Source organism: Zarconia navalis LEGE 11467 (assembly GCF_015207075.1).
In the GTDB taxonomy this organism is placed as follows: domain Bacteria; phylum Cyanobacteriota; class Cyanobacteriia; order Cyanobacteriales; family Geitlerinemataceae; genus Zarconia; species Zarconia navalis.
In genome coordinates, this window is sequence record NZ_JADEXN010000077.1 from 1 (window position 1) to 13193 (window position 13193).

11 protein-coding genes, 1 tRNA gene and 1 pseudogene are annotated in these 13193 nt (G+C 49.2%); 5 read left to right on the forward strand and 8 right to left on the reverse strand.

Features of this window, described 5'->3' with window-relative positions:
* The first annotated feature begins 684 nt into the window (after positions 1-684).
* Both IQ235_RS06085 and IQ235_RS06090 read left to right on the forward strand, forming a co-directional pair.
* The gene (locus tag IQ235_RS06085) at positions 685-1683 is read left to right on the forward strand and encodes a metal ABC transporter substrate-binding protein (RefSeq protein WP_319592551.1); all 999 of its coding nucleotides are present in this window, start codon (positions 685-687) and stop codon (positions 1681-1683) included.
* Between the two features lie 81 nt (positions 1684-1764).
* The gene (locus tag IQ235_RS06090) at positions 1765-2529 is read left to right on the forward strand and encodes a metal ABC transporter ATP-binding protein (protein ID WP_264320603.1); all 765 of its coding nucleotides are present in this window, start codon (positions 1765-1767) and stop codon (positions 2527-2529) included.
* 146 nt (positions 2530-2675) lie between these two features.
* Here IQ235_RS06090 and IQ235_RS06095 read toward each other — a convergent pair whose 3' ends face one another.
* The 4 genes from IQ235_RS06095 to IQ235_RS06110 all read right to left on the reverse strand — a co-directional run bounded on the left by IQ235_RS06095 (position 2676) and on the right by IQ235_RS06110 (position 5475).
* The gene (locus IQ235_RS06095; RefSeq protein ID WP_264320604.1) at positions 2676-3785 is read right to left on the reverse strand and encodes a geranylgeranyl reductase family protein; all 1110 of its coding nucleotides are present in this window, start codon (positions 3783-3785) and stop codon (positions 2676-2678) included.
* A 213-nt stretch (positions 3786-3998) separates the two neighbouring features.
* Positions 3999-4547, reverse strand: a complete 549-nt coding sequence (frr, locus tag IQ235_RS06100) for a ribosome recycling factor (RefSeq protein WP_264320605.1) — start codon at positions 4545-4547, stop codon at positions 3999-4001.
* Positions 4534-5262, reverse strand: coding sequence for a UMP kinase (gene pyrH / locus IQ235_RS06105; protein WP_264320606.1), 729 nt, complete (start codon positions 5260-5262; stop codon positions 4534-4536). Before pyrH ends, frr begins: the two co-directional genes overlap by 14 nt.
* Positions 5263-5401: 139 nt before the next feature.
* Positions 5402-5475: transfer RNA gene (locus IQ235_RS06110), tRNA-Pro, on the reverse strand.
* A gap of 277 nt (positions 5476-5752) precedes the next feature.
* Here IQ235_RS06110 and lipA point away from each other — a divergent pair.
* Positions 5753-6622, forward strand: a complete 870-nt coding sequence (gene lipA, locus IQ235_RS06115; RefSeq protein ID WP_264320612.1) for a lipoyl synthase — start codon at positions 5753-5755, stop codon at positions 6620-6622.
* A gap of 413 nt (positions 6623-7035) precedes the next feature.
* A complete protein-coding gene (gene sigC, locus IQ235_RS06120) occupies positions 7036-8292 on the forward strand; it encodes an RNA polymerase sigma factor SigC (RefSeq protein WP_264320607.1) in 1257 nt (418 codons plus the stop codon).
* 131 nt (positions 8293-8423) lie between these two features.
* Here the strand turns inward: sigC and IQ235_RS06125 are convergent, their stop codons facing one another.
* The 4 genes from IQ235_RS06125 to IQ235_RS06140 form a co-directional block, all read right to left on the reverse strand.
* Entirely contained in the window at positions 8424-9044 is a 621-nt protein-coding gene (locus tag IQ235_RS06125) for a pentapeptide repeat-containing protein (RefSeq protein ID WP_264320608.1), read from the reverse strand.
* Between the two features lie 41 nt (positions 9045-9085).
* A complete protein-coding gene (locus tag IQ235_RS06130) occupies positions 9086-9595 on the reverse strand; it encodes a pentapeptide repeat-containing protein (RefSeq protein WP_264320609.1) in 510 nt (169 codons plus the stop codon).
* Positions 9596-9599: 4 nt separating this feature from the next.
* Entirely contained in the window at positions 9600-10103 is a 504-nt protein-coding gene (locus IQ235_RS06135; protein WP_264320610.1) for a GNAT family N-acetyltransferase, read from the reverse strand.
* A gap of 220 nt (positions 10104-10323) precedes the next feature.
* Positions 10324-11697 (reverse strand): proton extrusion protein PcxA, encoded by a 1374-nt coding sequence (locus IQ235_RS06140; RefSeq protein WP_264320611.1) that lies wholly within the window; start codon positions 11695-11697, stop codon positions 10324-10326.
* 195 nt (positions 11698-11892) lie between these two features.
* Between IQ235_RS06140 and IQ235_RS06145 the strand changes: the two are divergent.
* Positions 11893-13193 (forward strand): annotated as a pseudogene (locus IQ235_RS06145) (recombinase family protein); the annotation flags it as partial.

A 13193-nucleotide genomic window follows, 5' to 3' on the forward strand; every position in this document is an offset into this window, starting at 1 on the left:
CAAGAGTTGTACCCACAACCCCACCGCCGACAATAGTGATATCAAAATCAAAAGCTGATGGGTTTTGAAGTTGGGGTTGCATTGCCGATTGAGGTGAGTTCGATCGAGAAAGTTGCTCTAGGGGCATGGGTAATCGTCGTTTTAGAATTTGATTAAGTATTATTACTTTTACTGTATCTGGTTGGACATTTTTTTGACATCGGATGGTGCATCTCCGGTTCGGGGTCATCGTCTCGATCGGATTTGGAATAAGTTTCGATCGCCGGGCAGAATTCAGATCGGGATAAGTTAAGAAAGTCGCGAGCATCAATCCCCTCAGTCTCTCCAGCCTCCCAGATCGAGATCGCTCACCGACTCCGATATTCTGGTTTTTCCCATCGTGGCATACGCGGAGCTTCCTGGGCGTTTGCGAATTCTCGGAATTTTAAGAAATATTACAATTCCTGGCATTCATTTAATTATGAAAGGATTATGAAAAATGATGGGATTATGAAAATACAGGAAATCTGAACCGGTCTGGTCTATTTCTCCTCGTCGTGACAAAAAGAACTTTGTATGAATCGTCGGAGAATATTTGTCGGTTCTGGCTCTTACATCCTTTTTTTTGGGGGTCAGGTTCATGGAACCAGGAACGTTCGGAAAACCGAAAAAATGTGGGGATGCCAAATTTCTTAGGAGCTTTAGATGACCAAACCTTTACCTTCGAGAGTCTCGGCGATCGCTTCTGGCGTTATCCTCGCCCTGTGGCTGGGGGGCTGCACGGGGGCGAATCAAGAAACACCCGCACCGACCACCTCTAATGAGACAGAAGCAAAAACCCAAACCGGTGGGATCGATTCTGAGGGGAAAAAGAAAGTCGTTACCACCTTTACAATCTTGGCAGATATGGCGCGTAACGTTGCCGGAGACAAACTCGCTGTCGAATCCATTACCCGGATTGGGACAGAAATCCACGGATACGAACCGGTACCCAGCGACTTAGCAAAAGCCGAAGATGCAGACCTCATCCTCTACAACGGCATGAATTTAGAGCGATGGTTCGAGCCATTCTATAACAACTTGAGCGATGTCCCCGCCGTTATTTTAACCACGGGAATCGAAGCGATGCCCATTGCGGAAGGTCCCTACCAAGACAAGCCGAATCCCCATGCTTGGATGTCACCTCGCAATGCTTTAATTTACGTCGAGAATATTCGCAAAGCCTTCGTCGAACTCGATCCGGAAAACGCACAGACCTACAACGCCAATGCTGTAGCCTACAGCGAACGGCTAAAAGCGATCGATCTCGCACTCCAGACAGACTTAGAACGCTTGCCAGCAAACGGACGCTATCTCGTCAGTTGCGAGGGTGCATTTTCCTACCTCGCCCGCGACTACGAACTCGAAGAAATTTATCTGTGGCCTATCAACGCCGAACAGCAGTCCACCCCTAAGCAGATTCAAGGAGTTATCGAAGAAGTCAAAGCTAATTCCGTACCAGCGGTATTTTGCGAAAGCACCGTCAGCAGCGAAGGTCAAAAAGAAGTAGCCAAAGCCACGGGTGCTCGTTTTGCGGGCAATCTCTACGTCGATTCCCTTTCTTCCGAAGATGGCCCGGTGCCGACATTTCTCGACTTACTCGAATACGATGCCCGCACGATTACCAACGGTCTTTTGACAGGTAGTGCTACAGGCGAACCCTAAGCCTGGGAGAAAAATAAACTCACTGAGCCAGTGTAACAAACAACAATTTCGATCGCCGAACACACCATAGCCGCACCAATCATGACTCAAACTTCTGGAATTATTGTTGACAACATCAGCGTCACCTACAACAACGCTCGCCTCGCCCTGTACGATGCCAGTTGCTACATTCAACCCGGTCAAATTACGGGCTTGGTGGGACCGAACGGGGGTGGAAAATCAACCTTGTTTAAGTCGATTATGGGATTTTTAGAACCCAAGCAGGGACGGGTGAGTATTGACAGCTTGCCCATCCGCAAAGCTCAGAAACGACAATTAATGGCTTACGTTCCCCAAGCCGATGAAGTGGATTGGAACTTTCCCGTCAGCGTCTCGGATGTGGTGATGATGGGGCGTTACGGTTATATGAACGTGTTGCGAATTCCCTCGGCAACAGATCGTCGTGTGGTGAATGAAAGTCTTGCACGGGTGGGGATGACAGATTTTCGCGATCGCCAAATTGGAGAACTCTCCGGGGGGCAAAAAAAACGAGCGTTTCTGGCGCGGGCGTTAGCTCAAGAGGGTAAAGTGATGTTGCTCGACGAACCCTTTACGGGGGTGGATGTGAAAACAGAAAAAAGTATTATCGACTTACTGCTGCAACTTCGAGATGCCGGTCATACGATTTTAGTTTCTACTCACGATTTAGCATCGATTTCCACGTTTTGCGATCGGGTGATTTTGCTCAATCAAACCATTCTTGCGACTGGAACGACGGAGGATGTCTTTACCGAAGAAAATCTGGCAATGACCTTTGGAGGTTTACCCGTTGCCGCGACTCGTCGTTCCCAAAAACTTTATGGATAATTGCGAAAAATTAGAGAATCAAGCTTTTTGCCATTTCTCTATCTCCAATGTTGAATTCTCCTCAAGTCCCATTCAAAAATTGGATAAAAATAAGGCGCACGGTATATCGTGCGCCTGCGATCGTCGAAAAAACTCCGTATTAGCTTTTAAAATAATCCGCCACTGAGACGTTTGGTCGCACGACCCACTAACTTAGAGTACTGGTTTTCTCCGCAGAGAATTTTCAGCATCAGTTGAGTGGCGATCGGCTGCTTAACACCAACTTTGTAGCCAATACCGGGGAAGCGGAAAAACGCTCCGGCCAACCGTCCGGCCCACACCATCTCCGAACCCCAAGTATCTTTGATAACTTGGGTGTATTCAGCCAAAGCGTCGCCTTGACCCTTAAGAGCCATGGAAATCGCTTCTGCTGCTTTCATGCCGGTGTAGATAGATGGTCGAACCCCCTCGGCAGTAAAAGGGTCGGCAACTCCAGCCGCATCTCCAGCCAAGAGGGCATTTTGACTGTGTAGAGTGCGATCGCCATTCCACAAGGTCACGGAATGCTCGTAGGACTTGGCAGCTTTCACATCCAGCCCGATTTTTCCTGCGTAGTCTGTTAAAATGCTCGGAAGCTTTTTGGAATCGCCTCCCAACATCGTTGCTGCCCCTAGGGAATAACCATCCGCTTTGGGAAAGCTCCATATAAATCCATTTTTGACTAACCCCATCTCGAAACCGATTGCGGGTTCTGGATTGGAAGCCGGTACTTCTAATGCCGCAGCTAAGCGTGTTTTGGCGGGCTTGAGTTTGAGCCACTTTGCCATCGATCCGGTCGGGCCATCGGCACCGATAAGGTATCGACCGACGACGGCTTCGCCGGTGGTGTTGACTTGCCAGCTATCCCCTTTAAACTCGATACCCGTCACCGTGGTGTTATCGCGCAGTTCGGCCCCTTTATCTTGGGCTTGCTGCACCAGAAAGCGATCGAGGGTATCTCGTTTTACCATCCACATCGGTTCGGCGGTTTCGAGTTCGACTTCCACCGGATCTTTATTTTTGAGGGTGTAGCGAACCCGATCGACTTTCATCGAAATCGTCGGGGCTAGATCGAAGTCAAACCATTGAGCGATCGCCGGAGAAACTGCCCCCCCAGAGGGTCGATATCGCGGCAAGGATGCCTTTTCTAGAATCAGGACGGAGTGTCCCTGCTTTGCTAAATGATAAGCAGCTGTTCCGCCGGCTGGGCCTGCGCCGACAATAATACAATCGTACATCGTTAAAAAATAAAAAAGAAAAAATGACAAAGTGGAGATCGCATCTCGTGCAACTTTTTGGGAGTCACAAATCGACCCAAAGTTTAGGCAATCTCATTACTTGGAAGGAAAAATCAAGTATTTGAGACTTGAAGTTACACCGAAGCATCGATCTGCCGTCGGTCGTTTCAACAGCATCCCCAACTCCAATATGGCAGATGACCCAAGGGGATTTCAAACTGTCGTTATTTCTTGCTCTTTTTCCCCAAGAATTTTCTCAATTCGAGCAACGTACTTATCTGTTGCCTTTTGGATATCACTTTGGAGATCTCGCGATTCATCTTCCGAGATATCGCTGTTTTTCTCCTGCTTGCGAACGCTATCGATCGCATCTCGGCGAGCATTGCGAACTGAGACTTTCCCCTCTTCAGCAAACTTGCTCGCCAGTTTAACGAATTCTTGGCGTCGTTCGCTCGTCAGCGGTGGAACGTTGAGGCGCACGATCGATCCGTCATTATTAGGAGTCAGTCCGACATCGGAAGTCTGAAGGGCTTTTTCAACCAGATTGAGACTTCCAGGATCGAAGGGTTGAATGGCAATCGTTGAAGAATCCGGTGTACTGATGGTTGCCAAACTCTTCAAAGGGGTTGGGGCACCGTAGTAATCCACCATTACCCGATCGAGAAGAGAAGCACTCGCTCGTCCAGTACGGATCGTGTTAAATGCGCGTTGAGTAGCCTCCACGGCCTTTTTCATCAAATCTTCAGCTTCAGCTAACTTCACAAGAACCTCCCACAATCGTTCCTACTGATTCTCCATTGACTGCTCGACAGATATTACCGCGAACAGATAGGTTAAATACAATAATCGGAATACTATTTTCTTTACACAAGGCAATTGCCGTACTATCCATCACCCGCAGATCGTGCGTTAAAACGTGAGCGTAGGTAAGAGTTTTGTATAGATGAGCTTCGGAGTTGGTTTTGGGGTCGCAGTCGTATATCCCATCGACTTTCGTCCCTTTAAAAATCACTTCTGCATCAATTTCCGCCGCTCGCAATGCCGCCGTGGTATCCGTGGTAAAAAAGGGATTACCCGAACCGGCACCGAATACAACCACCCGTCCTTTTTCCAGGTGGCGAATCGCTTTGCGGCGGATATAGGGTTCGGCCACTTCCTGCATGGCGATTGCCGTCTGAACGCGAGTGGGGACGCTAATTTGTTCGAGAGCATCCTGAAGGGTCATGGCATTCATCACCGTAGCAATCATACCGATATAATCGGCTGTTGCCCGATCCATACCCGCCGAAGCGGCTTTCACACCTCTAAAGATGTTGCCACCACCAACAACAACTGCCACCTGCGTTCCCGTCGCCGCAACTTCTGCAATCTCTTGAGCGATATCGCCAACGACAACGGGATCGATGCCGTAGCCTAGATTCCCCATTAAGGCTTCACCGCTCAGCTTTAGCAGGATTCGCTGGTAAACTCTCCCCATGCACTCACTATCACTATTAATGACTTCTAAATTGCCTCCAACCTAACATAGCAGCATGAGGCAATTTTGGGGAAATTCACAGCCGCAAGGTCTTTAACTGACTGTTTGGCAATAACAGTTATCTAAGTCCGATTTAAAATCGGGATGACTGGATTCGAACCAGCGGCCCCTTCGTCCCGAACGAAGTGCGCTACCAAGCTGCGCTACATCCCGTTTACAGTATTTGTTCTCTTACTATATCAAACGATCGCCCGATCTCGAGCGAATTCGGCTAGGATATTACCATCCTCAACGAAGGATTGAGTCGGGCGCGTCGCAACTTTCGGGCTTGACCCGATAAATGTTTCTGCTTCTAATGAAGAGACTGCGGCCATCACTGGGTTATTCTCAGTTCCGAGCAACTCACCTCGAGTCCGACAACAATTTTCCCTTCTGGATATATTAGGGAGTGTCAAACAGTCTATGCTTTACAATTTACAATCGGCAGACGATCGTGAAACCCAGTTGGCTACGAGTTAAAGCCCCCCAGTGGGAGCGCGTCGGTAATATCAAAGGAACGCTTCGGGACTTGGGACTCAATACCGTGTGCGAGGAGGCCTCGTGCCCCAATATCGGCGAGTGCTTTCACAACGGAACGGCAACATTTTTAATTATGGGGCCCGCTTGTACCCGAGCTTGTCCCTACTGCGATATCGATTTCGAGAAAAAGCCGGTTGCTCTCGATCCCACCGAACCCGATCGCTTGGCTGAAGCCGTACGACGCATGAAGCTCAACCACGTGGTGATTACCTCGGTTAACCGCGACGATCTGCCCGATGGTGGAGCGGCTCAATTCGTCCGTTGCATTGAAGCGGTACGGGGGGCGTCTAAGGGGACGACCGTTGAAGTTCTCGTTCCCGATTTATGCGGTGACTCGAAGGCTTTGGAGACCATTCTCGCAGCCGTTCCCGAAGTCCTCAACCACAATACCGAAACCGTACCGCGCCTGTATCGTCGGGTTCGCCCTCAAGGGAATTACGAGCGCTCTTTAGAGTTGCTCCGGCGCTGTCGGGAAATTACGCCTCGCGTTTACACTAAATCGGGGATTATGGTGGGTTTGGGGGAAACCGTTGAGGAGGTCGATCGGGTGCTCGAAGACCTGCGCTCGGTCGATTGCGACATTATCACCATCGGACAATACCTACAGCCGAGCCAAAAGCACCTTCAGGTCAAAGAGTACGTTGCTCCCGATCTGTTTGCGCGCTGGCAACAATTAGGCGAATCCCTTGGATTTTTACAGGTTGTAGCTTCTCCTCTGACTCGCAGCTCTTACCATGCCGAACAGGTGAGGTCTTTGATGGAGCGGTATCCTCGCCTTTAAAAATTCGGTTTTCCGGATCGGTTTTTTAACGCTGCGCTTATATAATACAATCGGATGTGACCATTGTCAGCGATCGAAGGTCTCAGCCCCGGTGACAAGAATCATCACTTTACTCTGACCCCGGTCACTTCAGATGGGGTTGGAAACTTTTATACTGATAAGTGTGAGGCAAAAGCCTCGAAATAAAGTCTAAATACTTCTGCCACCAAACTTCTGCCACCAAGTCTAGCTGTGAAGGAATACAGTCAGTATCGCTCGATATCTTGACAACTCTTTCGCCGGCTTTTCGACCTAGAGGTGACTGATGAAACAATCAGTTCGAGATCGTCAGCCCTAGGGAAGAACGAGCCTGAGTCCATCCTCAGTACATTCAGCCCAGTCTCCTTTTTCCAGGAGCTATTGAGAAAATCACTATGCCAGGAACTTCTTTCTTAAAAGATGTTGAATACGATCGTCAAGTCGATGCTAATAACGTTGACGATTTGGAACTAGCCACTGAAGACAGCAGTAACGCGACCGCCCCGCAACAATCTGGAATGGAAGTCGAATATGCAGAGGCAGATAGTCTCTCGTCGCGGGCAAAACGAAATACCACCGATCTAGTTCGATTGTACCTTCAAGAAATTGGTAAAGTCGATCTCCTCGGACGGGATGAAGAAGTTTCTGAAGCACAAAGGGTTCAACAATACGTCAGCTTGCTCGAAGTTCGCGCCCAAGCTGCCGAGGAAGGCGACGAACTGCTACAGCGTTGCGTTCACCTCGTTGAAGTCCGAGATCGACTCACATCCCAGTTAGGACATCGGCCCTCCTTAGAGCGGTGGGCGACGGATGCGGGTATTTCTTTGAGCCAACTCAAGCCGACTCTGGTTGAGGGTAAGCATCAATGGGCGCAATTGGTGGGCTTGAGCGTCGAAGAACTCGAGAAAGTTCAAGTCGAAGGCAAGCAAGCTAAAGCGCACATGATTAAAGCCAACTTGCGCTTGGTGGTTTCGGTGGCGAAAAAATATCAAAAGCGCGGCTTGGAACTGTTGGATCTCATCCAAGAGGGAACCATTGGCTTGGAGCGAGCGGTGGAAAAATTCGACCCCACCCGAGGCTATCGCTTCAGCACCTACGCCTACTGGTGGATTCGCCAGGGTATTACCCGAGCCATTGCCACCCAAAGCCGCACCATTCGCCTTCCGGTTCACATTACCGAAAAGCTTAACAAAATCAAAAAAGCGCAGCGCAAGTTCGCCCAAGAACAAGGACGGACGCCGACGCTTGAAGATATCGCCGGCGAATTGAAAATGACGCCGGATCAAGTCCGGGAAGTATTACTGCGAGTGCCGCGCTCGGTGTCTCTCGATACCAAAGTGGGTAAGGAAAAAGATACCGAACTGGGCGACTTGCTCGAAACAGACGATATCTCCCCAGAAGATTTACTCATGCGTGAGTCGCTCCAGCGCGATCTGCAAAAATTGCTGGCTGACTTGAGTTCTCGCGAGCGCGATGTGATTCGCCTTCGCTACGGTCTGGGCGATGGCAATCCTTACTCCCTTGCTGAAATCGGTCGGGAACTAGATTTGTCCCGCGAGCGCGTTCGGCAAATCGAAGCCAAAGCGCTGCAAAAACTGCGTCAGCCCAAGCGCCGCAATCAGGTTCGGGATTATTTGGAAGCACTGACATAGATCGGGATGTTACCTCCGCAATTTCTATAAACTGCGACCGGCATCGATCGAGTCTGCGATCTCACAAGTCATAAGCTAGAGTCTACCCAGGCTTTAGCTTATGACTTTTTTGAGTTGACCCTGGGGCAAGCTTAAAATTCTAATTCGCTTAGATAAGTTCCCCGGACGATCGCATCGGTCAAAATCGCATCGGTGAGGATGGTATCGGTCAAATTGGTATAGCTCAAATCTGCCCCCGTCAAATCCACCTCAGTGAGATCTGCCCGATCGAGATTGGCATCGCTGAGATTAGCCCCCACTAATATGGCGCCGTATAAGTAAGTTTGAGTGAGAATGGCATAACTCAAATCCGCTCCCGCCAAATTCACCGCACTGAGTACCGCCTGAGTTAAGTCGACGTTTTCCAGCCGCGCGCCGGTTAAATTCGCAAAATTCAGACCGGCATTCACCAACTTCGCATCTGTGAGATCGGCATTGGCTAATACGGCAGAAACCAAGCTAACCCCGGTTAAATTCGATCGGCTCAAGTTCGCCCCCACCAAATTCACACTCCGGAGATTGGCATCCAAAAGTAAGGTATCGCTCAAGTTGGCATTGGCGAGGGTTGCGCCTTCGAGATTCGCCCCATCGAGAATTGCTCCCTCCATCCTGGCATTGAGCAAATCCGCACCGCTCAAATCTACCCCACTCATTTGAGTATTGCTGAGGTTAGTAAAGCGCATTTTCGCGGCGACTGCTGTTACACCTTGCAAATCGGCACCCCTGAAATTCGATCGCCCCAACTTGGCATAGTTTAAGTTCGCCCCGCGCAAATTGACCCCCGAAGTTTGGCACTGCCGAGGGTAGCCCCTTCCCAGTTTCCCCCCTCCAAGGTGGCATCGAGCAAGTCGGCAAATGGGGCGATCGTGCCTTGGGCATTAACTTGGGCGAGATTAGCCACTCGCAAGCTAGCTTGAGTGAGATTGGCTTTCGACAGGTCGGCATTCGCCAAATTAACCCCTTGCAAGTAAGCTTCTATTAACTTAGCTCCCGTTAAATTGGCGTTGGTTAAATTTGCCCCGTTCAGATTGGCTTCCGTTAGGTCTGCATCTTCTAAGTTTGCCCCACTTAGATCGGCGTTGGTTAAATTTGCTTCTTTTAAATTACATTCAACGCACTCGTTCGTCGTCAAAAGACGTTGAACATCATCGTTGTCCGCCCCTCGCGCGGGTACATTCCCCAACCCAACGATTGCAGAGGCGATCGCCAGCAGCACGAACGGGGAAAAGAGTCGATTGAATCGGTGATTCGAGAAAATCGGCATACACTCACTCAACTATATTTTTAAGAGCAACAACTGTAAGAGTCATGACGATAAAATTTTCTTGAGTGCCCATTTTTTTGAATGTTTCGACTATCTCAAATCCTAATTTCTGCCAGACTTTGCACGCTCGTTGATTAAATTGGGCGATCGTCACTCGCAAATATTTTGCACAATATCGATTTGCACTGTAGCGTACCACAGCTCGAGCATAGTGCTTCCCAAGTCTCCGACCGACTAAATCGGGTCGGATTCCCATACCGATATCGAGAGCGTCGGCACTGTAGCCGCCACCAGGAACTCGAGCGTCCGCACCGAAAGAACAATAGGCTTCAAGCTCATTTTGCGGGTTTAAGATTGCGAAAAACGCATTTTTTCGATCGAGTAAGTAAAGCAAATCTTGCTGAGTGTTTTGAGGGTTGAAGTTGTAGCGTTCGTAAGGATAAGGATATTGCCAATTGAGAATCGAGTGTGCTTGCACTCTATCGATCGATCGAAAGATAAGCATCATAAATGCTAGATTTTTGATTTAATTTTTTTTAATCGCAAAAATGTATCTATTATGTTCTTTTATAGAAATACAATTAAATTTTTCAGGCTCTATTACTCTACTTCGTTGCTTTTAGTAAGTAGGAGTAGCGCTCCTGTAACTACTCCGTGAGGTCGAGCTAACCGGGCGCGAGATTACCCCAAAAAAACGACCCGCCATCATTGCTGTGATGGACTACTAGCTACTCGTTCATATTTCGATAAGTCGCCACGGCTGAAGGCGAAATTCGATTCAAATATCGGAAAATCCAATACTTCATCACCGTATCTAAAATCACTGGAAAGGTGGCAATAAACAAAAAGTTAAAGTCTCGGCTTTCAGGGATGCCAAAATGGTGCGCTAACCCTTCTAAAATAATTTCCCAACCGTGGGGAGAGTGGTAACCAACGAAGATATCGGTAAACAGGATGATGATAAACGCTTTGGCGCTATCGCTGAGTCCGTAAACCACATCATCGATAAAAGACTTCAAAACGGCAATCTCGCGCTTGCTAAAGAAAATGACCAAGCAGAATGCTCCCAAAGACATCAAGTCAGAAAAGACATTTTCGATCGCATTATCGCTACGAATATGATATTCCATCGCAATTTCAGAGGCTTTCTCTTCGACCTGTTCTTCCATTTCCTCTTCAGACAGTTTTGGGGTCTGCCCGATGAGTATTTCAAACTTGAGCCGCTCTTCAAATCGATTCAAATCCATGAAGGCTTCCTCTTCAAAATCATGATTGAGAAAAACAGCGGATTTTTCGGCAAAGAAATGCTCGTAAATCGGGGAGATGACGAAGTTTTTAGAAAGCTGATGGGTAAGCAGAGGAATGAGTATCAGCAGCAGAATGAATTTGAGGGCGAGAACCGTTTTGTTTTTGTGATAGCGGAACTCTTCGACGACTTCGTTTTCGGCTTGGGGATCGAGTTCTCGCTTGAGCCGATCGATGGTTCGGAGAATCGATCGGGGCAAAACGCTGACGCTAGGTCGTTTGGAGACGGGTTTGACATCGCTGGGGCGATCGATGCGATCTTGAAACAACTCCGGGAGCGATGGATCGGAAGAACGATTTTCGTTCGGTTTGGGAGTGGTTAGAGCACGTTGAGTCTGAGATCGAGAGATGGATGATGGCGGCTGGGGTGGGGATTGCCGATATTTTGCCACCACAGAATCGATAATTTTGAGTTTTTTTAAGTTTTGGGTAAATCGCTCTTTTTCTTCTGGTAAATATTGATGGTTCGCGCGATCGACCGACTGAAGAGGAGCGGGTTCGGTTGTCGTTTGAATAATCAGACTTAATATCGAACGACTGCTATTAAATTCAGCAATTCTTTGACGAATAATCCCTAAGTTTGTTTTAAGTTCTTTCTGAATTGCTTCTAGCTCTAACGAACTCAGATTTGTCCGTTGAAATTGTATTTTTTCGCCTGAAAAGTATTCATTTTCGATCGCCTCGATCGCGATTGCCGATCGATAAGCGGCTTCTAGCGCGCGATCGGGCGTTTGGGCGTATCGCTGTTTCACCCATCCCACTGCTTTTTGTACTGGGGAAAAGATCGATGCTTTCATAATTCCCGAATCGACGATGGCTAACTTAATCTCGATATCGCGACTTGCGATCGAATAACAATTCAATTAATATTTTTTCGCTTTAAAACAAACCCCAATCCTTTCCGTAGTATACTAAAAGACTGATAATCGAAAGTATAAAGCTTAACGATTTCCCCTCAACTCAATTTGCGACGCGCCATCGGAGTTTCCCCCGTGCCTTTTGAGTCAGTTTGGATTACTGGAGCCACTCGGAGCGGCAAAACGACTCGCCTCATGGAATTGCTCGAAATGTGGGTCGCACAAACCCTCGTACCGGATGGGACTCGTCGTCGGGTTGTCCCTAAACCCCTGCAAACTCAGCAAAGCTACCCAACCATCCTCGTCCTCGCTGCCAATGGAGATAACCGCATCGCCCTGAGCGATCGGATCGATGCCACCCTCCAAGGACAAGTTCCGATCCATTCAACCACACCCCTGGGGTTTTTTCTCGACGAAACGATTTTATTTTGGCCGTTGCTGGTGCAGGAGTTAAACCTACAGACTCAATTTCCCATGCGGTTGCGTCCGGAAACAGAACAGGAGTTGGCTACCCAATTGTGGCAATCTCGACTCGATGGGGGAACATTGCGTCAGGAGGGACTCAACGAATATCGATCGGTGCGACGCACCCTGGATTTACTTCAACTTGCCGGGGCGAGTGGCACGCCAGTGGAGGAGATTCCTACTATTCTCGAAACGGGCATGGAAGCCCAAACCCCCGAACTCTGGCACGCTATCGGGGAGGCGCTGGTGGAGTGGCACGATTGGTGTTTGGAAAGGGGATTTCTCACCTACGGCATCGCTTTTGAGTTGTATTGGCGGCATCTTCTGCCCCACCCCACCTACATCGAGTATTTGCAAACTCGCTATGGGGGAGTTCTCGCGGATGATGTAGATGAATATCCCGGTATCGCCGGTCATCTTTTCGAAGTGTTTCTCGATGCGTCCAAGCCCTGTGCCTTCACTTACAATCCCGACGGGGCAGTGCGTTTGGGATTGAATGCCAATCCCAAAGCCCTAGCCAAACTGTCCCGGCGATGTCGGGTGGAGGTGTTGAACGGACAGCGGGGACTTGCGGAGAATTTGGGGGAATCGGTCGCGTGCTTAACCCTCGAACCGACTTTTTTTGCCCAACTTCCCGCCCAAATTACCTCAATTCAAACCGGGTCGCGATCGCAGCTTCTCCGGCAAACGGCAGAAGCGATCGCCGAAGCCGTTCGATCGGGTACGGCCCCCCAAGACATTGCTGTTATTGCACCGGGAATGGATGCGATCGCCCGATACACCCTATCGGAAATTCTGCGCGGCAGCAACATTGCCACCCAATCCCTGAACCTCCAGCGCCCTTTAATTGCCTCTCCCGACGTACGGGCGCTGCTGACGCTGCTGGCGCTGGTGTACCCCAATTTGGGGCGACTCGTCGATCGAGATGGGGTCTCCGAAATGCTGGTGATGCTCTCGGGAGGCGATCGATC

Excerpts from the sequence above, each read along its gene's own strand:
- sigC (WP_264320607.1), top strand. The coding sequence starts at position 7,036 with ATGCCAGGAACTTCTTTCTTAAAAGATGTTGAATACGATCGTCAAGTC.
- IQ235_RS06085 (WP_319592551.1), top strand. The coding sequence starts at position 685 with ATGACCAAACCTTTACCTTCGAGAGTCTCGGCGATCGCTTCTGGCGTT.
- IQ235_RS06140 (WP_264320611.1), bottom strand. The coding sequence starts at position 11,697 with ATGAAAGCATCGATCTTTTCCCCAGTACAAAAAGCAGTGGGATGGGTG.
- IQ235_RS06130 (WP_264320609.1), bottom strand. The coding sequence starts at position 9,595 with ATGCCGATTTTCTCGAATCACCGATTCAATCGACTCTTTTCCCCGTTC.
- pyrH (WP_264320606.1), bottom strand. The coding sequence starts at position 5,262 with ATGGGGAGAGTTTACCAGCGAATCCTGCTAAAGCTGAGCGGTGAAGCC.
- IQ235_RS06095 (WP_264320604.1), bottom strand. The coding sequence starts at position 3,785 with ATGTACGATTGTATTATTGTCGGCGCAGGCCCAGCCGGCGGAACAGCT.
- IQ235_RS06090 (WP_264320603.1), top strand. The coding sequence starts at position 1,765 with ATGACTCAAACTTCTGGAATTATTGTTGACAACATCAGCGTCACCTAC.
- IQ235_RS06135 (WP_264320610.1), bottom strand. The coding sequence starts at position 10,103 with ATGATGCTTATCTTTCGATCGATCGATAGAGTGCAAGCACACTCGATT.